Consider the following 18,914-nt stretch of genomic DNA (forward strand, 5'->3'; position numbering starts at 1 on the left):
TATACCAAAAACTGGTATGTATGCAAAATTTCTTTTAAACTGCTCAATACTATTATTTTGAAATGACTTTCACTTCAAATAATTTGTTCCAGTTTTTACCTGTAACATAAATCTTTTGAGTTTTTTGATGATAAGCAATACCATTTAACACGTCTAAATCTGGATGTTGTCGCACTTGTTTTTTTAATTTTCTAAAATCAACAACTGCTTCAATAGCACCATTTTCGGGATTGATAATAGCAACGCCATCTTTTTGGTATGTGTTGGCATAAATTTTTCCGTTGATATATTCCAACTCATTGAGTTTTTCAGAAATAGAATTATGCGTTGTCGGTTGGATGTAATCGATTTCTTTCAAAGTTTGCGAATCTAAACGCCAAATTTTATCAGTTCCATCGCTTTTATAAATATAATTCTCATCGTGACACAAACCCCAACCTTCTTCGCTTTTGTCATATCTAAATTTATCTACAATCTCAAAGCTATTAACATCATAAATCAAGCCTTCACCTTCACGCCAAGTGAGTTGATAAATCTTATCATTTAAAATAGTTAGACCTTCACCAAAATAATGTTTTTTTAATTGATGTTTTTTATAAATTTTACCGGTTTTATAATCAACTTTTCGCAATTCCGATTTTCCATATTGACCAATACTTTCATACAAAGTGTCTTTATAAAATTCTAAACCTTGTGTATAAGCCTTAATGTCGTGTGGAAAAGCATTAATGACTTCATAATTCAAAATTTTAGGAGGTTTATTATTAAATATTTTAACAGTTTTAGTCATTTTAAACACTTCATTATCGGCATAAATTTTTAGCTTTAAATCATGCTTTCCCAACAACATGTTTTTTAAAGGCAAATCTATTTGCTTTGAAGTAACGCCTGATTTATCTTGAAATTGAAAATCAATGGAATCAATGGTTTTACCAGTCAGAGGAACAACTTCAGCTTCCAAAGTTTGACCGATTTTTAAGTTGTCGGCAGGAGTTTTAAAATCTAATTTAAAATGGTTCACATCTTTACAAGAGTTTAAAACCAAAGGCAATATAAATAAGATAAATAATAAGTTACGCATTTGTAAAACTTTAAAAGAATTTGATACAAATTTAGACAAATTTAAAAACAAAAACATTGGCAAAAGTCATAAAGGTTGTATATTTGCAATTGGCAAGTCCTACACAACCAGCTCCTGTCGAATCCTCCAGGGCGGGAACGCAGCAAAGGTAGATGGTCGTAGCGGTGTGATGTAGGTCGCTTGCCTTTTTTTATGCCTTGATGTCAATAGAAATTCCGATATTTACCAAAAAATAAATTATGCCTAAAGTTGTATTGGTTACTGGTGCATCTTCTGGATTAGGTCAAGCCATTGCTGAATATCTAACTAAACAAGACTATATTGTTTACGGTACTTCAAGACATCCTAAATCTGATAAAATTAATGGTGTAATATTTAAAGCATTAGATGTTACCAAACCAGAAACCATAACATCTTGTGTTGAAAATATTATTAGTACAGAAAAACGTATCGACATTCTTATCAACAACGCTGGTGTTGGCATAACAGGTGCAATGGAAGAAATACCTTTAAAAGAAGCTAAGGATCATTTTGATACTAATTTTTTTGATCCATTGACGGTTATCAATACCGTTTTGCCATTTATGCGAGAGCAAAACAATGGTTTAATCATCAATATTACTTCAATTGCCGCTCATATGGGTTTGCCTTTTCGCGGGATGTATTCGGCGTCTAAAAGTGCTTTAGCAAAAGTGACCGAAGCCTACCGGATGGAAATCAAAGAGTTTAATATTAAAATGGTGAACCTTGCTCCTGGCGATTTTGCTACCAATATTGCTCAAGGTAGATTCCATTCGCCTTTAAAAGAAAATTCTCCTTACTACAAAAATTATAAAGCCTCACTTGAATTGATGGACGAAGATGTGAATCAAGGAGAAAATCCCATAAAAATTGCCAAGAAAGTTCATCAAATCATTCAGAATTCAAATCCAAAAGTCAACTATAAATCTGGTGCGTTTTTACAAAGTTTTTCTGTAACTTTAAAGCATCTTTTACCTCAGAAATTATTTGAAAAAATATTATTAAAACACTACAAACTTTAAAACTTAAGCTATGAAATTTTTTATTGATACCGCTAATCTCGACCAAATTAAAGAAGCCCAAGACCTTGGCATTCTTGATGGTGTAACAACAAATCCTTCTCTGATGGCTAAAGAAGGCATTACTCGTGAAGCCAATATCAAACAACATTATATTGACATTTGTGAAATTGTGGATGGTGATGTCAGTGCAGAAGTTATCGCGACTGATTTTGACGGTATTGTAAAAGAAGGTGAAGCCTTGGCTCAACTTCACGACCAAATTGTGGTTAAAATGCCAATGATTAAAGATGGCATTAAAGCCATAAAGTATTTTTCTGACCACGGCATCAAAACCAATTGTACCTTAGTATTTTCAATAGGTCAAGCTTTGCTTGCGGCTAAAGCTGGCGCGAGTTATGTTTCTCCTTTTATAGGAAGACTTGATGATATTTCTACCGACGGCTTAAATCTGATTGCCGATATCCGACAAGTCTATGATAATTATGGTTTTGAAACCGAAATATTAGCCGCTTCAGTAAGACATACGATGCACGTGATTGATTGTGCACTCATTGGTGCAGATGTGATGACAGGTCCATTAAGCTCTATTGAAGGTTTACTCAAACATCCATTAACCGATAGTGGTTTAGAAAAGTTTTTGGCTGATTATAAGAAGAGCAATGGATAGTTTTGTTGTTTATATGGAATCTTTTGAAAATTTTATCTGATAGTTATCTAATTATTTGGGTTCAATATAAAAGGTTTTAAGTGATTTGACTGATACAAAAATAAATATAGATGAACAGTCTTGCTTTTATATGAAATTAAAAAATACTCAAATAGATAAAGAGACCTGTGTTATAAGCAACATATCTTGTAACATTCCAAGAATTATTCTTCGAGCTATAAAGTGGATATCTAAATACATCTATGGTTATCCATTTGAATCTTTTATCATTATAGAGGTATATTGCCGTGTTTACGATCTGGACGAGAAACAGTTTTGTGTTCAAAAGTAGCAAAAGCTTTGATTAGTTTTCTTCGGCTATTTTGAGGCATTATAATTTCATCAATAAATCCTCGCTGAGCGGCTCGCATTGGGTTGGCAAACATGTCAGCGTATTCTTTTTCTTTTTTAGCTAGTTCTGCTTCTGGGTCTTTGGCTGATTTAATTTCTTTTCTAAAAATAATTTCGCTTGCACCTTTAGCACCCATCACAGCAATTTCAGCCGTTGGCTAAGCGTAGTTGAGGTCGGCACCAATATGCTTAGAGTTCATGACATCATAAGCACCACCGTAGGCTTTACGTGTAATTAATGTAATTCTAGGAACCGTAGCTTCGCTTAAAGCATAAAGCAATTTGGCACCGTGCAAAATGATGCCATTCCATTCTTGGTCGGTTCCTGGCAAAAATCCTGGTACATCCACAAGTACTAATAGAGGGATGTTAAAAGCATCGCAAAATCTTACAAATCGTCTTGCTTTTTTAGAAGCATCAACATCAAGCACACCAGCCAAGCTCAAAGGTTGATTGGCAACAATGCCTACACTTCTTCCACCGAGTCTCGAAAATCCAACTATGATATTGTCTGCGTAGTTTTTATGAATTTCAAAAAAAGAATCTTTATCAATAATACCATTGATAACATCGTGCATATCATAAGGTTTATTAGCGTTTTCAGGTACAACATTTTCAAGTTCTGGTCGGTATTCTTCCCCTAATTTGTACTCCAATTTTTTGGGTTTGCTCTTGTGGCTTTGTGGTAAATAACCCAGTAGGGTTTTGATGTTTTCTAAACACTCAATATCGTTATAAGCTGTTAAGTGAGTTACACCTGATTTTGTAGAATGAGCTGAAGCTCCACCGAGTTCTTCTGCTGTGATATCTTCGTTTGTAACCGTTTTGACCACGTGTGGTCCAGTTACAAACATATAACTGGTATCTTGTACCATAATTGTAAAGTCCGTCATGGCTGGCGAATAAACAGCTCCGCCAGCACATGGTCCCATAATGGCAGATATTTGTGGTACCACACCAGATGCCTGAACATTTCTATAAAATATATCGGCATAGCCACCAAGAGATCGAACGCCTTCCTGAATTCTAGCACCACCAGAGTCATTTAAGCCAATGATAGGCACGCCGACTTTTAAGGCATGATCCATAATTTTACAAATTTTTTCAGCATGGGTTTCTGATAGTGCACCGCCAAAAACTGTAAAATCTTGTGCGTAAATACAAACCAATCTGCCGTTGATTTGACCAAAACCTGTTACCACACCATCGCCGTAGTAGATTTGTTTATTCATCCCAAAATCAGTGGTGCGATGCGTGACTAACATACCAGATTCTTCAAAACTTCCTTCGTCTAAAAGGTATTCTACACGCTCTCTAGCAGTGAGTTTTTTCTTATCGTGTTGTTTTTTGATACGTTCTTTACCGCCACCAAGTTTAGCTTGTTTAATTTTATCTTGAATATTATTTTTGTTTGTTGTCATCACATATTAATTTTTGTTGGCATCAGGAATTTTTAAAAGCTTGCATTCTTCGAGATATGTTTTTATAGCAATTATGGATGCTAGTTGGGCTTCATTTTTGTATTGTTCTTTGAGCTTTTCTGGGGTATAATATTTTTTAACAAAATGTGTATCAAAGTTTCCAGACCGAAATGCTTCATGTTGACAAACAAATTTCCCAAAACTTAATGTGGTTTCAACACCTTCGATTTCGTATAGATCTATGGCTTCAATCATTTTTTGTATAGCAGCTTCGCGGGTATCGCCATAAGTCACTAATTTTGAAAGCATTGGGTCATAGTGAATTGGCACATCCATGCCTTGTTCAAACCCGTTGTCAACTCTGATATTTTTGCCACTGGGCAATTGATATCGTTTGAGGTGACCAACGCTGGGCATAAAGTTTTGAGTTGGATCTTCAGCATAAACACGAAGCTCTAAAGCATGACCATTAATTTGCAAGTCATCTTGTTTGATGCTTAATTTTTCACCTCTGGCAATTTTAATTTGTTGTTCTACCAAATCAACGCCAGTAATCCATTCAGTTACAGGATGTTCAACTTGTAGGCGTGTATTCATTTCAAGAAAGTAGAAATTAAGATTTGCGTCCATTAAAAATTCAACTGTTCCAGCACCGATATAATCACAAGATTTTGCCACATTGACAGCAGCTTCTCCCATCTTGTGGCGTAAATTTTGGTTAAGTAAGGAAGAAGGAGCTTCTTCAATGACTTTTTGATGTCGTCTTTGCACACTACATTCTCTTTCAAACAAATGGACGACATTGCCGTGTGTATCGGCTAGTACTTGGATTTCTATATGTCGTGGTGAAGTTACATATTTTTCTATAAATACAGAGCCATCTCCAAACGCTGATTTAGCTTCACTAATGGCACGTTTCATTTGTTCTTCTAATGATTTTTCGTCTTCTACAATACGCATACCTTTTCCACCACCACCTGCCGAGGCTTTGATTAAAATAGGAAAACCAATGTTTTTGGCAATTTTTTTTGCTTTATTAATGTCTGTGATTGCTTCATCAATACCTGGTACCATGGGAATATTGTAGGACTTAACGGTTTCTTTGGCGACGAGTTTATCTCCCATAACCCGGATAGCATGAGGTTTGGGACCGATAAATGTGATTCCTTCTTTTGCGACTTGTGCTGAAAATTCTGCATTTTCACTTAAAAATCCATAACCAGGATGAATGCCATCAACATTGAGTTTTTTGGCAACTTCTATGATTTTATCAGCTCTGAGATAAGATTCTGAAGATGCAGATGGACCAATACAAACCGCTTCATTAGCAAACTTAACATGAGGTGAATGTCTATCAGCTTCTGAAAAAACAGCAACTGTTTTGATTCCCATTTTTTGGATGCTCTTCATCACTCTTAAAGCAATTTCACCACGATTGGCAACAAGTATTTTTTTCATGTGTTTTTGTTTTTCAAGCTTATTCTAATTCAATCAATAGTTCATTTTTGGAGACGGATTGACCTTTTTTGACTTTTATACTTTTGATGGTTGCGTTACTAGTAGCTGTGATTGTATTTTCCATTTTCATAGCTTCTAAAACTAATAAAGACTCACCTTCTTTGATAACTTGGTTTTCCTTGACATTAATTTCTAAAATTAATCCCGGCATAGGTGCTTTTATTTTATTTTCTATTTGGGTTTTACCAAGTGATAACCCAAGTTTTTTTATTAAAAGGTCTAGTGAGTCTGAAATTTTAACTTCGTAGATGTTAGAATTGATTTTAATATGGTAAGTCTTTTCAAGGAAATTTTTATGCAGAACTTGAATTTGATGAGATTGGTGTTGATAAAGTATATGAAAATCATACTCTGAAATACTTATTATATCTTGATGTTGTATTTTTTCATCGGTAAAATCAAATTCGTATTCACCGTTTACTTGGGTTTGATAGGATTTTGTCATATTTAGTGAGCTTGTTTTGAACGGTAAATATAAAAGGAATGACTAAAAATTAAAAGAAGAATAGTTTAAAAGAAAAAAAACCTTGCTCATTTGAACAAGGTTTGTTTATAATAAGTAAGACTTTAAATTTATTAAAGTGAAGCAACGTGCTTGGTCAGTCTCGATTTGATACGAGCAGCTTTGTTAGGGTGAATGATGTTTTTCTTTGCAAGTTTGTCAACTTTAGAAATAACATCATTAAACATTTTTTTAGCTTCAGATTTGTCTGAAGTGTTTTCTAATTTTCTAACAGCATTTCTCGCTGTTTTGTGTTGATAGCGATTACGTAATCTTTTAGTTTCGCTGTTTCTAATTCTTTTTAAAGCAGATTTATGATTTGCCATAATATATTTTTTTGTCTTACTTGATTAATTTATTATTGTAGTCCGTAGGGGAATCGAACCCCTGTTACCAGGATGAAAACCTGGCGTCCTAACCACTAGACGAACGGACCAGGTGATTATTGTTTTGAACGTTTAGTAGTCCGTAGGGGAATCGAACCCCTGTTACCAGGATGAAAACCTGGCGTCCTAACCACTAGACGAACGGACCGCACATTTATTTGCGGGTGCAAAAATACATTATTTTATTTATGTTGCAATATTTAATATAAAATTTTAATAGGCTTTGGCATAAAGCACTTTAGCGACGGCTTGGTTTTGAGAATACAAACATTTGCTTCCTTTGGGTACATCGGTTTCTAAGATACAACGAATGCTTGCTTTAGTTTCATTTTTTATGTGTTCTTCAGATTCTAAAGTACCGTCCCAATAAGCTTCCACAAAACCGCCTTTAGTATTGATTAGGGTTTTAAATTCTTCGTATGATTTTACTTGACGAGTATTGTCATTTGTAAACTTTTGAGCCTTATCAAAAAGATTGTTTTGAATATCGGTTAAGGTTTGCTTAATGGTTTCAATTAATTCATCTTGCTTGATAAATGACTTACTTAACGTGTCTCTTCTTGCCAACTCAACGGTTTTGTTTTCTATATCTTTTGGACCGATGCCAATTCTTAGTGGAACTCCTTTCATTTCGTATTCTGCAAATTTCCATCCAGGTTTATGTGTATCTCTATCATCAAATTTCACACTGATATTATTAGCCTGTAATTCTTTGATGATGCCTTGTGCTTTTTCAGAAATTTGGTTGAATTGTTCATCGTTTCTATAAATAGGCACAATAACCACTTGATAAGGAGCGAGTTTTGGAGGTAAAACCAAACCATTATCATCGCTATGAGACATAATTAATGCCCCCATAAGTCGTGTTGAAACGCCCCAACTGGTTGCCCAAACATAATCTTGTTTGCCTTCTTTGTTGGTGTATTTTACATCAAATGCTTTAGCAAAATTTTGCCCTAAAAAATGAGAAGTTCCTGCTTGTAAAGCTTTGCCGTCTTGCATTAAGGCTTCGATACAATAGGTTTCTTCAGCACCTGCAAATTTTTCACTTTCAGACTTAGTTCCTTCAATAACTGGCATAGCCATAAAATCTTTAGCAAATTTGGCATAAATACTATTCATAAGTTCTGCTTCTTCTATAGCTTCTTGTTTTGTAGCATGAGCGGTGTGACCTTCTTGCCATAGAAATTCAGTGGTTCTTAAAAATAGGCGTGTCCGCATTTCCCATCTTACCACATTAGCCCATTGATTGATTTTTATGGGCAAATCTCTGTAGGACTGTATCCAATTTTTATAAGCACTCCAAATAATAGCTTCAGAAGTAGGTCTTACTACAAGTTCTTCTTCAAGTTTGGCTTCGGGGTCAACAATAAGTTTTGATTTGTCGTTGTCGTCACTTTTGAGTCGGTAATGCGTAACGACAGCACATTCTTTAGCAAAACCTTCCGCATTTTTTTCTTCAGCTTCAAAGAGGTGTTTTGGCACGAGGAGTGGAAAATAAGCATTTTCATGACCTGTAGCTTTAAACATTCTGTCGAGTTCGCTTTGCATTTTTTCCCAAATAGCATAACCATAAGGCTTGATGACCATGCAACCACGTACATGAGCGTTTTCTGCTAATTCTGCTTTGACGACTAATTCATTATACCATTTTGAATAGTTATCTGAACGTTTTGTTAAGTGTTTAGACATATTTTGATATTTGGCATAGATGTTGTATCTATGTATATGAAATTAAAAATTACGCAAAACTAAGTATTTTGCACTATATAAAATCTTTTAAAACCACAAGTTATGAGACCAAAATTAAATTTTTTCAAATCTGTTCAATTTGTAGCAGGATTAATGTTGGTGGTTTTTGTATCTTCATGCGGTTCGTCTTATGAAAACGCAAGTGTTCAAAACGACGGTATTTACGCTAATGATGATGCTTTAGCCAATGAGGCAACTCAAGGAGAAAACACAAACAACAATGACTCTCAAAATAATAACGATTTTTATAAAAATTATTTTGAACAACAAGACAAATTGATTTCTCAAGCTAGAGAACAAAATGAGGTGTTTACTGATATTGAAAATTATTCGTCTAATAGTGAAGATAGTGTGCAACAAGACGATATTGTTGTAGATGAAAATGAAACTGAATATAATTCTTATGGCGGTTGGGGAACTCAGCCTACTTCTGTGACTATCAACTATATAGATAATGGCTTTTATAGCCCATATTGGGGTGGGTATTACAGACCTTGGTATGGTTCTTATTGGGGCTTTGGTATAGGTTATGGTGGTTTTTACGGCTCATATTGGGGTGGTTGGTCTTATCATAATGCTTTTGTATATGGATATCCTTACTGGGGCGGTTATTATGGTTATTACTGGGGCGGATATTCACCATATTATTATGGCTATAGAAATCCTTATTACGCTTATGCTTACCATAATAATTATAGAAACAATGCTTATGCTTATAACAGAGGACGCTCAAGCCTTGATTCAAGAAGAGGTGTAAGGAGTAATCAGAACATTAGAGGTCGGTCTTCTGATAGTAGAAGTAGAATAAATTCTGCTGTCGCTCGTAGTAACCGAAGTTATGTTAATTCTGATGGAAGAAGAATAAGAAATTCTAGCAATGTCAATGCACGTGTTAGAAATGGAAGATCTAATGATAGAAGTATATATTCAACTCAAAGATCGCGTTCAGGTTACTCTAACCAAAGTATTTACAGTAATTCAACTCAAAGAAATTCTACAATAAACCGAAGCAATAGAAGTTACACTCCATCAACACAACCTAACACTCGTTCTACAAGAAGTAGTTCAAGTGTAAAAAGCACAAGTCGAAGTAGTAGTTCAAGATCTTCTGGAAGTAGTGGAAGAAGTAGTCGAGGTAGAAGAAAATAATAACCAATTTAGCTGTCTGATAATTTATTGAAAATTTCAATGATTTTCGGGCAGTTTTTTAATCATAAAAAAATGAAAGTCAAATTTTTATTTTTACTGTTTTGCTTGCCTATAAGTTTTATTTATGCTCAAGATTTAACTGATGTGGTTAGGTTTTCTAGAGAAGATCTTATGGGAACCGCAAGATTTACAGGAATGGCAGGAGCATTTAGTTCACTCGGTGGTGATTTGTCAGCACTCAAGCTTAATCCAGCCGGATCGTCAGTATTTTTAACCAACCACGCTTCAGGAACTCTTAATTTAAACATCAAAAACAACGATGTAAATTTTACCGATGGTTTTACAGATGAAACCGAAACCACTTTTGATTTGAATCAATTGGGAATCGTTTTTGTTTTTGCTGCAAACAACGAAGATGTTACTTTATCAAAATATGCTTACGGGTTTACGTATGAACAAGTAGCAGATTATGATAATTCTTATGTAGCAAGAGGTAACAATAATCAATCGATAGATCAGTTTTTTGTTGATAGTGCAAATGGAATTCCACTGGATTTGTTAACCCCATTAAACGGAGAGTCTATTGCAGATTTATATACCTTTTTAGGAGAAACTGAAGGTGTTACAGCTCAAAATGCCTTGCTGGGTTTTCAATCATTTGTTATAGATCCTGTAAATCCGGATGATTTTAATAATATGGATTATATTTCAAATGTTACGGCTAACCAATTTTTACAAGATTACTTTATTCAGGAAGATGGTTATAATGGTAAATTTTCTTTTAACGCTAGTTTAGAACTTAATAAACGATTTTACTTCGGTTTAAATCTCAATGCACATTATATGGAATATGACAGGTTTACTTCATTTTTTGAATCAAATTCTGATCCGACAAGTGAAATCAACAGTATTCGCTTTGATAATAGATTGAGAACACGTGCTAATGCTTTTTCTTTTCAGTTGGGAAGTATAGTTAAAATCACAGATCAATTCAGAGTCGCACTATCTTATAATTCACCTACGTGGTATGATGTATCTGACGAAACTTCACAATTTATCAGAACAGGTAGTGATGAGTATGGTCCAGCAAGTGTTAACCCTAGGGTGCTTAATGTTTTTCCAGATTACAATTATAGAACTGCAAGTAAATGGACAGCAGGTTTGTCTTATATATTTAAAGGACGAGGTTTGTTGAGTATTGATTATAGCTTGCAAGATTATTCTAATGCTAAATTTACAACTAATAGTCTTGAGTTTTTGAATACCGACATAGAACAAAATTTGACTTCGGTTACTAATTTAAATATAGGTGGAGAATATGTTTTTAAACAATTTAAGTTTAGAGGCGGTTACTTTTTACAAGAAACTCCTTATGAAGATGATTTTATTCAAGGCGATTTAGAAGGTTTTAGTTTGGGACTTGGTTATACTATAAAAAATGTGAATATAGATTTAGCTTACAGTTTAGCAAGCTTAGATCGTAACGACCGCTTGTATCAAACAGGATTAAATCAAACAGCTCAAATAGACTCTAATATTTCTAATTTGTTTTTGACGGTTTCATTAGGTTTTTAGACAGTTTCATACCATTTATTAGCTTTGAGCGTTAAAATATGTATGAGGTATATTTTACTCTTAGCACTTGGGCTTTGTTTTAGTTTTGCTTCTTCTCAAAACCTATACTTGAAACTACTTACAGAAGATGCTCAGCAAGATAGCATAATCAAGACTTTGAATCCGAAGCAATCTTATAAGGATTTTGAAAGCTTAGAGGAAGCTTCAAAAAAAATAATTACTGACCTTCAACTCAAGGGCTATTTGAATTTGAGAGCAGAGAACTTAGAGATCATAAATGACTCGGTGTTTCAACTTAAATTTAATTTAAGAAAGCAATACAATATAGTTTATCTCAAAAATCACGCTTCTTTTCCAAATGTTTTTAGAAATTTAAAACCTTATGTTGAGGTTGAAAATCTGCCAAATACTTTATATGCTATTTTAAATCAATTGTCTCAACAAGGCAAACCCTTTAGTCAAATAAGACTAAAAGAAGTAGAATTTAATAAAAGCGATACCGTAATAGCTCAATTAGACCTTTATGAATCTGATAAGAGGACTTTAGATAAAGTCATAATAAGAGGTTATGATAAATTTCCAAGAGTTTTTCTAAAAAATTATGCAAATTTAAAAATAGGTTCGGTTTTTAATAGAGAGCAATTGATCAAGCAGTCAGAAAAAATAGATGCACTGCGATTTGTAAATCAAACCAAAACCCCACAAGTTCAATTTACCAAAGACTCTACCAACTTGTTTCTTTACCTTAAACGCTCTCAAGCCAATAGTTTTGATGGATTTTTAGGCTTTAATAATTCAGATGAAAATGATTTTCAACTCAACGGTAATATTGATTTAAAGCTCATCAATAACTTTCACAGTGGTGAAGAAATCAATCTTAATTATAAAAACGACGGCAACGCACAAGAATGGTTTGATGTAGGTGTAAGATTACCATATATATTTAAGTCTCGTTTTTCGCTCGAAGCAGGATTAGGTTTTTTTAAGCAAGATTCTACGTTTTCAAACAATACACAACAAATTAAATTAGATTATCAAGTTACTCAAAATATCAATGTTGGTCTTACAGTCGCCTTTGAAACTTCAACAAATTTGTTAGATGATGAAACACAAATAAACGATATTGAAGATTTTGACAAGACTCGTTTTGGAATTGAAGCAACTTATAATAAACCTAAGCGTTTTTCTGATCTGTTTTTAAGCAATCAATACGTTAATTTGAGTTTCGGTATAGGAAACCGTCAAACTCAAAATATAGATGCAGACCAACAATATTTAAGCTTAGAAGCACGACAGATATTTAAACTTGATAAAAGGCAATACATATATATAGGTATAAATTCTGGTTTATTAAACTCAGATGAATATTTCAGTAATGAATTATATCGTTTTGGTGGTATCAATTCTATTCGAGGTTTTGCCGAAAATCGCTTTTTTGCGAATTTATTTGGAACCATTCAGACCGAATATCGCTATATTTTAGGCTCAAACCTGTATATACATAGTGTTTTAGACTATGGTTTTTACGAAAATGACATCAATCGGTTTAGTGAAAATTTATACAGCATTGGTATAGGTTTTGGCGTAGAAACCCGAGCAGGTGTTTTAAGGCTAATCTTTGCCAACGGCGGGTCTGACACGCAAAACCTAGAATTTAAAAACACCCAAATTCACCTTAAATTTTTGACTATTTTTTAAGCTCGAGATGTCTTTAAGGTTAATTTTTAACACTCTTTTTTTAAATTAAAGTAAAAAAAATTTGTTTGATTAACTATTTATTATGATTTTTGGCGTTGGCTAATTCAAATAAATTAAAAAATGAGAACAAAGTTTAGAGGAATTCTTACGCTACTTTTAGCGTTTGTTGTGCAACTGACGTTTGCACAAGAAAAAACAATCACCGGGAAGGTGGTTGATGGAGATGGTTTGCCTATTCCCGGGGTAAACGTAATCATCAAAAACACTTCATCGGGAACACAGACAGACTTTGATGGAAAATACAGCATTAGTCTTGCATCCAATCAAATTCTGCAATTTTCTTACGTGGGCTTTAAAACTCAAGAAATCAGGGTCGGCACAAAAACTACGATTGATGTAACTATGAAACAAGATTTAGAAAAACTTGATGAGGTAGTTGTAACCTCATATCAAGGGATTTTAAAAGAATCTGAGGTGGTATCAGCATCATCTAATGTTAAATCCGAATCAATTGAGCAAGTTCCAATTGCATCTATTGATCAAATTTTACAAGGGAATGTTGCTGGGGCTAATATACGTGTGGCTTCTGGTCAACCTGGACAGTCTGCTACTGTAATTATACGTGGTCGTACATCATTAAACGGTGACACAGAACCACTTTACATAATTGATGGGATGCCAGTAAACCAGGATAACTTTAGAAACATCAACTCAAATGATATAGAGTCGATGCGTGTTCTTAAAGATGTCATTGCTACAGCCATTTATGGTAACAGGGGAGCAAACTGGTGTGATTTTGATTACAACTAAGAGAGCCAAGAAAAATGAAAATCTTAAAGTACAATATAGAGGTTTATATGGTGTTTCAAATTTGCCAGAGGCAAATTTTAACGTCATGAACACGTCCCAATTGCTTAATTACCAGCGTGATGTTCTACCTGGAGATCAATTTGGTGATAATTTGACAGAAGCTGAGGTTGTGGCTTTATCTAATTCAGTTAATACTAATTGGGCTGATATCATTCAGCAAGAAGGAATTACCGAATCTCATCAATTGGTTGTTACCTCAGGTAGTGAAAATCTTTCTGCATATACTTCACTTCAATATTTTGAACAAGAAGGAACTACCTTAGGGTCAAAGATTCAAAGATTTTCAGTTCGTAATAACCTTAATGGTAGTTTTGAAAAATTTAATTATTCTTCAAATATAAGTGTATCTTATTCAAAAAATAATTTTGTTGTAGATGCAGTCAGAGGAAACAATACAGGTGGTCAGTTAGATAATCCCTTTATTGTACCTTTTTTAGCTCTACCATATTTGAATCCATATAATCCAGATGGGTCATTAAATACATTTGGGACTGTTCAGTCTGGTGCATTTAATCCTGATGGTAGTATTAATGTTTCTGGAGCAAATGGTTTTATGAATACACCATTTATTGCTTTAAATACAGCAAGAGAAAATACTGACCAAGAAAATGAGTTTAGAATTGTTGGTAGTGTAAGAGGTGACTATAACATCATAAAAAATATAACTATAGGTGCTACTGCTGGTGTGGATTATATTCATAGTCAGGATTTATTTTTAGAAACTCCTTTTAGTATCAGAGGTTTGGCAACAAGAGATTTTTTGGCAAATGAAGACTTTTTTGGAGGGACTCAATTTGAAGCTTCTTATAGAGACTTTTCTTTCAATACAAACTCTTTTGTAAGGTATTCTAATAAATTTGGTGAAAAGCACAGTATTACTGCTACAGGTTTCACGGAATATTTTTATAGAAATATCCAAAATTCTGGATTTACCCAAAATGGCTTAAACCCTAAATTCATTGGCTCTAGTCAAGGATTTACTGATGGGCAAACACTCGTAGATGGTCAGGCTGTTTTTGCTCCAACTACTTTTTCTTCAGAGATTGAAACTTCATTACTTTCTTATTTTGGAAATTTAATTTATGATTATGACGGGCGTTATGGATTAGATTTAACTTTACGTCGTGATGGAACTTCAAGATTTCAAAGGTCAAGACGTTGGGGTACATTTTTCTCAGTTGGTGGTCGATGGAATATTAACGAAGAAAGCTTTATGGACGATGTTGATTGGGTTGAAAGTCTGAAGTTACGTGCTAGTTATGGAGAAACTGGTAACCAAAATGTTGCTGGATTCTATCCAGGTTTTCAAACTATAGCGGGTGGTACTGGTTTTCTAAATCAAAACCAATTATCCGTTAATAATTTTGTAGATGAGAATATACAGTGGGAAACAACTAAGCAATTCAATGTCGGTATTGATTTTGGTTTGTGGGACAATAAGTTAACTGGAGCTGTAGATGTGTATAGTAAAACCACTGAGGATTTGTTCTTTAATAAAAACATATCATCTGCTGGTACAGGTTTTTCAAGTGTTCAAACCAATGTTGCAGAAATGGATAATAAAGGTGTAGAACTTCAATTGTCTTACGACATATTAAGAAAAACACCTACAAACCCATGGAAAGTTAATGTGTTTTTTAATGGAGCTTACAATGAAAATGAAATAGTTGACATTGCTAACAATTCAGGTTTTGTTGATAGTGGAGGTTTCGGTTTAAGACTTCAAGAAGGTAAGAGAGCTTTCACTTATTTTTTACAGCGTTGGGCAGGTGTTGACCCTTCAAATGGTCAGCCACTCTACCTTGATGCTGAAGGAAATTTAACTACAACTTTGAATCGTGAAAATGAAGGTGTTTATTTAGACAAACAGTTTGATCCAGTATTTACTGGTGGATTTGGTTTAAATGTATCTTGGAAACAATTCACTTTAAGTTCTTTATTCTCTTATGCGGCTGATACTTACCGTGTAAATGCTTCTTTAGCACTAATTGAAGACTTCGATAGTGCCGCATTTTCAAACTTAAGTACAACGATGTTTGATGTATGGCAACAACCTGGTGACGTAGCTTCTATTCCTGCACCAAGCCAAGCAGGAGGTTTAAGAATTACTTCATCTAACCAAACTGACCGTTACCTTGAGGATGCTTCATTCTTAAGGCTAAGAAATGCTACATTGGCATATAACATAAGTAGTGAGACATTAGACAAAATAGGCTTTTTTAATGCCATAAGGATTTACACACAAGGAACTAATTTAATTACTTGGAGTAAATGGCGGGGTTATGACCCTGAAGCTGATGAAGTTGGTGAATTTTTTAGTTTTCCAACACCACGAACAATTTCATTTGGTGTAGATTTAACATTCTAAAAAAAAATAAAAATTATGAAAAAATATTTAGTCATATTTGTTACAGCTCTTTTGATTTCGAGTTGTGCAGAACAAATTAATAGAACACCTGTAGATGCTTTGATAAGTACTACCGCATTTCAAACTGTAGATGATATAGAGGCTGGTGTTGTAGGGGTCTATACAAGTTTAAATTTCACAAACCAAGTTAGACATAATGCTATCTTTACTGACAATGTAAAGATAGGAACTGATAATGGAGGTCAAGCTTTATCTTTACTTAACCTTCAATTAGATAGTCAAACTAATTCATTTGGAATTTGGTCTGCTCAGTATAATACTGCAAATGATGTTAACAGGATTATTGAAGAAGCAGAATTAATTGAAGTAGAAGGTTCAGAAGAACAAGAACGTTTAGATAATTTATTAGCTCAATGTTACTTAATCAGAGCTTATGCTCACCTTGAAGTTTTACTTTATTATAGTGAAAATATTGAAGACCCTAGTTCGGCTGGTGTTCCATATCAATCAGAAGTTAGTGTAGATGCAGAACCTGCTAGATTAACAACAAAGTAAACTGCTCAACTCATTATAGATGATATTACTACAGCGGAAAATTTATTTTCCTCAGGCTTTAATGATGTTTTTAGAGTAAATCCAGATTATGCTAGCTTCTTAAGAGCTAGATTAGCATTATATACAGGAGATTTTCCTACTGTAATAACAGCTACTAACAGCTTAATAGCAGAATATCCTTTGGCAAATCAAGCTCAATATCAAGCCATGTTTAATGGTGACACAGATCAAACTGAAGTCATTTATAGTTATGATAATGTTGCTGGGGCAAACCTCGAAAATATGGCGGGTCAGTTCATTTTCACTGGTACAGGTGGAAACTTCATTGATATGTCGTTTGAACTTTTTAACTTGTTGGAACAAGAATCTCTTAATAATAATGATGTTCGTTTTGATGTCAATGTTAATCTTAATGGTAATATAGCAGGTGGTGAATTGGGAATCAATAAATATCCTCCTGGTTCTGGTTTATATGTTAATGATTATAAAGTCGCACGTATTTCAGAAGTTTACTTAATGAGGGCAGAGGCGTTTGCAAGACAGTCTCAGTTTCAAGAAGTCGCTGATGCTGTTCAAGCTGTAAGAAATGTGAGAAGGGATACATCAGATGGTGCAAATGCTTATACTAGTTTACAGGAAGCAATTGCTGATATTAAGTTTGAAAGGCGTCTTGAATTATGCTTTGAAGGTCACAGATACATTGATATTAAAAGATATAGAAACATATTAAACGAAGGTCTTGAGCGTAATCCAGAAGACTGTGAGGGTAGTATTCCATGTAACATTAATGTAAGCGACCAAAGATGGGTTTTCCCAATTCCATTAGAAGAACTTAATGGAAACACTAATATGGTTCAAAACGCACAATGGCAATAATCAAAAAAACATAATTATGAAAAAAATATTTGCAATATTAAGTTTAATTCTGGTTTTGTCATCATGTGATGATACAGAACCAGCAAGATTTGGAGGAGAACAAACATTAGTTTACTTTCCTCAATCAACAGCTAATTTAGATGTTGTTATAGATGATGTTGGTGAACTACAACTTCAAATCAACACAACAACACTTTCAGATTCTGATAGAACCGTTACAATAGAAATTGTTAATGAAGATTTAGATGGAGATGGAAATCCTGAAACCACTGTTGACCCAGAAAACTTTGATTTACCTTCAAATACAGCTACAATACCAGCGGGAGAATTTTTTGGATTTATCACAATAAAAGGTATAGATAATTCTGTAGAAACTACACCTGAACTATTAGTTTTAAGAATCACTGATGCTCAAGGTGCTATAATTAATGATGCACCTGTTGAGGTAAGAGTTAGGCAAATCTGTCCTATACCAGAAGGTTCTTTTACTGGTCCTTATTTATTAGAGCAGACTACACCAATACATCCTGCTAATGGTGTCCCATCATTTGAAACACAAGTTGTTGATGTATTTCAAAATGGAGGTTCAACAGAACGTGCATTTACTGCTGTTTGGCTGGAAGGTGCTGGAATAGGACAACCACCATCTACAATTCCTTTTGATTTATCTTGTAATAACATTTTAGTTACAAGTGATAGTATTGGGACGGGGCTAACTTGTGGTGATGGTCCAATAACACTAGGTTCTGCATCTCAAACAGGTAATTATGACCCTACTGATGATTCGTCTTTCACTTTAATCATATCTGAATATATTTTAGATGGCGGTTGTGGTGTTGCTCCACCATTAGTAACTGAGTTTAATCTTACAAAACAATAAAAAATGAAAAATATAATTAAATTATCAACTTTAATTTTAGTCTTTGTGCTAATGAAAGGTTGTAATGCTATTAATGATAAAGCAACTTTAAGCCTAATACAGAATCTGGTTGGGTAGTTTGAAAATGAATCTTTCACTTTAATCATATCTGCTGGATCTGTAGAAATACCTATTGAATATAAT

15 protein-coding genes, 2 tRNA genes, 1 other RNA gene and 1 pseudogene are annotated in these 18,914 nt (G+C 34.0%); 11 read left to right on the forward strand and 8 right to left on the reverse strand.

The features are described 5' to 3' along the window. Nucleotides 1-52: 52 nt before the first annotated feature. Nucleotides 53-1,081, reverse strand: coding sequence for a glutaminyl-peptide cyclotransferase (locus tag IGB25_RS13675; RefSeq protein WP_211065474.1), 1,029 nt, complete (start codon nt 1,079-1,081; stop codon nt 53-55). Nucleotides 1,082-1,171: 90 nt separating this feature from the next. On the opposite strand from IGB25_RS13675, the gene ffs reads away from it, so the two are divergent. The 3 genes from ffs (at nt 1,172) to fsa (ending at nt 2,791) form a co-directional block, all read left to right on the forward strand. Further along, nucleotides 1,172-1,270: signal recognition particle sRNA small type (gene ffs / locus IGB25_RS13680), an RNA gene on the forward strand. A gap of 50 nt (nt 1,271-1,320) precedes the next feature. Continuing rightward, the gene (locus IGB25_RS13685) at nt 1,321-2,124 is read left to right on the forward strand and encodes an SDR family oxidoreductase (protein WP_211065475.1); all 804 of its coding nucleotides are present in this window, start codon (nt 1,321-1,323) and stop codon (nt 2,122-2,124) included. 10 nt (nt 2,125-2,134) lie between these two features. Further along, nucleotides 2,135-2,791, forward strand: a complete 657-nt coding sequence (gene fsa, locus IGB25_RS13690; protein ID WP_211065476.1) for a fructose-6-phosphate aldolase — start codon at nt 2,135-2,137, stop codon at nt 2,789-2,791. Nucleotides 2,792-3,060: 269 nt separating this feature from the next. Here fsa and IGB25_RS13695 read toward each other — a convergent pair. The 7 genes and pseudogenes from IGB25_RS13695 to proS form a co-directional block, all read right to left on the reverse strand. Then, nucleotides 3,061-4,602, reverse strand: a pseudogene (locus IGB25_RS13695) (acyl-CoA carboxylase subunit beta). Between the two features lie 6 nt (nt 4,603-4,608). Then, a complete protein-coding gene (accC, locus tag IGB25_RS13700; protein WP_211065477.1) occupies nt 4,609-6,060 on the reverse strand; it encodes an acetyl-CoA carboxylase biotin carboxylase subunit in 1,452 nt (483 codons plus the stop codon). Nucleotides 6,061-6,079: 19 nt separating this feature from the next. Next, entirely contained in the window at nt 6,080-6,565 is a 486-nt protein-coding gene (locus tag IGB25_RS13705; RefSeq protein WP_211065478.1) for an acetyl-CoA carboxylase biotin carboxyl carrier protein subunit, read from the reverse strand. A gap of 131 nt (nt 6,566-6,696) precedes the next feature. Continuing rightward, nucleotides 6,697-6,948: a 30S ribosomal protein S20 gene (rpsT, locus tag IGB25_RS13710; protein ID WP_211065479.1), complete on the reverse strand. Its 252-nt coding sequence runs from the start codon at nt 6,946-6,948 to the stop codon at nt 6,697-6,699. A 38-nt stretch (nt 6,949-6,986) separates the two neighbouring features. Next, a tRNA-Glu gene (locus IGB25_RS13715) sits at nt 6,987-7,058 on the reverse strand. A gap of 26 nt (nt 7,059-7,084) precedes the next feature. After that, nucleotides 7,085-7,156, reverse strand: a tRNA-Glu gene (locus tag IGB25_RS13720). Between the two features lie 65 nt (nt 7,157-7,221). Next, on the reverse strand, nt 7,222-8,700 hold the full coding sequence (proS, locus tag IGB25_RS13725; RefSeq protein ID WP_211065480.1) for a proline--tRNA ligase: 1,479 nt from the start codon (nt 8,698-8,700) through the stop codon (nt 7,222-7,224). A 102-nt stretch (nt 8,701-8,802) separates the two neighbouring features. Here proS and IGB25_RS13730 point away from each other — a divergent pair, with 102 nt between their 5' ends. The 8 genes from IGB25_RS13730 to IGB25_RS13765 all read left to right on the forward strand — a co-directional run bounded on the left by IGB25_RS13730 (nt 8,803) and on the right by IGB25_RS13765 (nt 18,731). Beyond that, nucleotides 8,803-9,909 (forward strand): hypothetical protein, encoded by a 1,107-nt coding sequence (locus IGB25_RS13730; RefSeq protein WP_211065481.1) that lies wholly within the window; start codon nt 8,803-8,805, stop codon nt 9,907-9,909. 72 nt (nt 9,910-9,981) lie between these two features. Continuing rightward, the gene (locus IGB25_RS13735) at nt 9,982-11,484 is read left to right on the forward strand and encodes an OmpP1/FadL family transporter (RefSeq protein WP_211065482.1); all 1,503 of its coding nucleotides are present in this window, start codon (nt 9,982-9,984) and stop codon (nt 11,482-11,484) included. Between the two features lie 42 nt (nt 11,485-11,526). After that, on the forward strand, nt 11,527-13,182 hold the full coding sequence (locus IGB25_RS13740) for a hypothetical protein (protein ID WP_211065483.1): 1,656 nt from the start codon (nt 11,527-11,529) through the stop codon (nt 13,180-13,182). A gap of 120 nt (nt 13,183-13,302) precedes the next feature. After that, on the forward strand, nt 13,303-13,992 hold the full coding sequence (locus IGB25_RS13745; RefSeq protein ID WP_256437232.1) for a carboxypeptidase-like regulatory domain-containing protein: 690 nt from the start codon (nt 13,303-13,305) through the stop codon (nt 13,990-13,992). After that, nucleotides 13,979-16,420: a SusC/RagA family TonB-linked outer membrane protein gene (locus IGB25_RS13750; protein ID WP_211065485.1), complete on the forward strand. Its 2,442-nt coding sequence runs from the start codon at nt 13,979-13,981 to the stop codon at nt 16,418-16,420. The genes IGB25_RS13745 and IGB25_RS13750 overlap by 14 nt, the downstream gene beginning before the upstream one ends. Before the next feature lie 15 nt (nt 16,421-16,435). Next, a complete protein-coding gene (locus IGB25_RS13755; RefSeq protein WP_211065486.1) occupies nt 16,436-16,975 on the forward strand; it encodes a RagB/SusD family nutrient uptake outer membrane protein in 540 nt (179 codons plus the stop codon). Between the two features lie 180 nt (nt 16,976-17,155). Next, the gene (locus IGB25_RS13760; protein WP_211065487.1) at nt 17,156-17,851 is read left to right on the forward strand and encodes a RagB/SusD family nutrient uptake outer membrane protein; all 696 of its coding nucleotides are present in this window, start codon (nt 17,156-17,158) and stop codon (nt 17,849-17,851) included. 16 nt (nt 17,852-17,867) lie between these two features. Continuing rightward, entirely contained in the window at nt 17,868-18,731 is an 864-nt protein-coding gene (locus tag IGB25_RS13765) for a DUF1735 domain-containing protein (RefSeq protein ID WP_211065488.1), read from the forward strand. The last annotated feature ends 183 nt before the right edge of the window (nt 18,732-18,914 follow it).

Source organism: Flavobacterium sp. CS20 (genome assembly GCF_018080005.1).
In the GTDB taxonomy this organism is placed as follows: domain Bacteria; phylum Bacteroidota; class Bacteroidia; order Flavobacteriales; family Flavobacteriaceae; genus Psychroflexus.

Coding starts and splice junctions, on each gene's coding strand:
- IGB25_RS13675 (WP_211065474.1), bottom strand. CDS start 1,081: ATGCGTAACTTATTATTTATCTTATTTATATTGCCTTTGGTTTTAAAC.
- IGB25_RS13685 (WP_211065475.1), top strand. CDS start 1,321: ATGCCTAAAGTTGTATTGGTTACTGGTGCATCTTCTGGATTAGGTCAA.
- fsa (WP_211065476.1), top strand. CDS start 2,135: ATGAAATTTTTTATTGATACCGCTAATCTCGACCAAATTAAAGAAGCC.
- accC (WP_211065477.1), bottom strand. CDS start 6,060: ATGAAAAAAATACTTGTTGCCAATCGTGGTGAAATTGCTTTAAGAGTG.
- IGB25_RS13705 (WP_211065478.1), bottom strand. CDS start 6,565: ATGACAAAATCCTATCAAACCCAAGTAAACGGTGAATACGAATTTGAT.
- rpsT (WP_211065479.1), bottom strand. CDS start 6,948: ATGGCAAATCATAAATCTGCTTTAAAAAGAATTAGAAACAGCGAAACT.
- proS (WP_211065480.1), bottom strand. CDS start 8,700: ATGTCTAAACACTTAACAAAACGTTCAGATAACTATTCAAAATGGTAT.
- IGB25_RS13730 (WP_211065481.1), top strand. CDS start 8,803: ATGAGACCAAAATTAAATTTTTTCAAATCTGTTCAATTTGTAGCAGGA.
- IGB25_RS13735 (WP_211065482.1), top strand. CDS start 9,982: ATGAAAGTCAAATTTTTATTTTTACTGTTTTGCTTGCCTATAAGTTTT.
- IGB25_RS13740 (WP_211065483.1), top strand. CDS start 11,527: ATGAGGTATATTTTACTCTTAGCACTTGGGCTTTGTTTTAGTTTTGCT.
- IGB25_RS13745 (WP_256437232.1), top strand. CDS start 13,303: ATGAGAACAAAGTTTAGAGGAATTCTTACGCTACTTTTAGCGTTTGTT.
- IGB25_RS13755 (WP_211065486.1), top strand. CDS start 16,436: ATGAAAAAATATTTAGTCATATTTGTTACAGCTCTTTTGATTTCGAGT.
- IGB25_RS13765 (WP_211065488.1), top strand. CDS start 17,868: ATGAAAAAAATATTTGCAATATTAAGTTTAATTCTGGTTTTGTCATCA.